Genomic DNA, 1,200 nt, shown 5'->3' on the forward strand with positions numbered 1-1,200 from the left:
GGATCCCTGCGTTCGTAGAGTGCTCCTGGCTTGTTCAAGACCACCCAGACAATGCGAGCCATCTTGGCGGCTAGTGCGACAACGGCCTTATTCGGATGCATCCGAGCTTGGAGCCCGTTGAGCCAGCTTCCAAAGCGATCGCGCGTTCGGTCCAGATGCCGGAAGCAGGATCGCGCGCCATGCACTAGAAGTTTTCTCAAATAGCGGTTGCCGCGTTTGCTGATGCCAAGCAACGTCTGTTTTCCGCCGGTCGAGTATTGTCTGGGCACCAACCCCAGCCAGGCAGCAAGGTCGCGAGCCTTGCGAAACTGCAACCCATCACCGATCGCGGCAAGCACAGCGGTCGCACCTAATGCGCCGATACCAGGGATTGTCATCAGCCGGCGTGTAACGTCCTCTCGGTTAGCGACCGCTTCGATCTCCTGTGTCACTTGGCGGATCCGTTCTTCGAGGCGGCAGAGATCGGCGTAGAGATCGCCGACCAGACGCCGCATCACCGGTGATATACCGTTTCCTTCGTCTTTCAAAGCGAGCGGTAGCTCGAGCTTGAATATTCCGGCCCCCTGACGCAAAGGTACGCCATACTCGAGGCAGAAAGCCCGCATCTGATTGATCAGGCGTGTCCTCGCGCCGACCATCTGGTCACGGATTCGATGCAGCGCTTGAAGATCGACCTGGTCCTCCTCCTTCACGGCGACGAAGCGCATTGTCGGTCGCGTCGTGGCCTCAGCGATCGCCTCGGCGTCGATGATGTCGTTCTTGTTTGACTTCACGTAGGGCTTCACGAATTGCGCGGGGATCAGGCGCACCTTGTGACCAAGTGCCTGTATCTTCCGGGCGAGCCACTGTGAACCGGCGCAGGAATCCATGCCAACTATGCTTGGTTGTGCGCGAGCAAAGAACTGAAGAAGAGTGTCCCGTCGAGAGCGAACTTTCTGAACAGGTGTGCCGTCGCAGCTCAGGCCAACGACGTGGAACAGGTTCTTGCCAATGTCGATCCATAGACAGCCGCAGGTCGCGGCAAATTGCGATGGGCCATGATACTCTTCTCTATTGATCTGACCTCCCCCATGATGAGGGAGGAGGACGGTGCGGACCATCCCATTAATGGTGACGCAAGCGGCCAAGCGGAAAGCTGTCGCCCATCTCCGTGGAGCCTTCGGGATGAGCGAACTGCGGGCGTGTAAAGTCATCGGCTGC

At 58.5% G+C, this 1,200-nt stretch carries 1 protein-coding gene; it reads right to left on the minus strand.

Annotation, left to right across the window (positions count from 1 at the left end; genetic code table 11):
* Positions 1-1,058, minus strand: a 1,058-nt coding sequence (locus ACTEK7_RS36620; RefSeq protein WP_474810817.1) for an IS110 family RNA-guided transposase, incomplete at its 3' end; no start/stop codon positions are given.
* Positions 1,059-1,200 lie beyond the last annotated feature (142 nt).

It is taken from the genome of Bradyrhizobium sp. JHI2711, assembly GCF_056156565.1.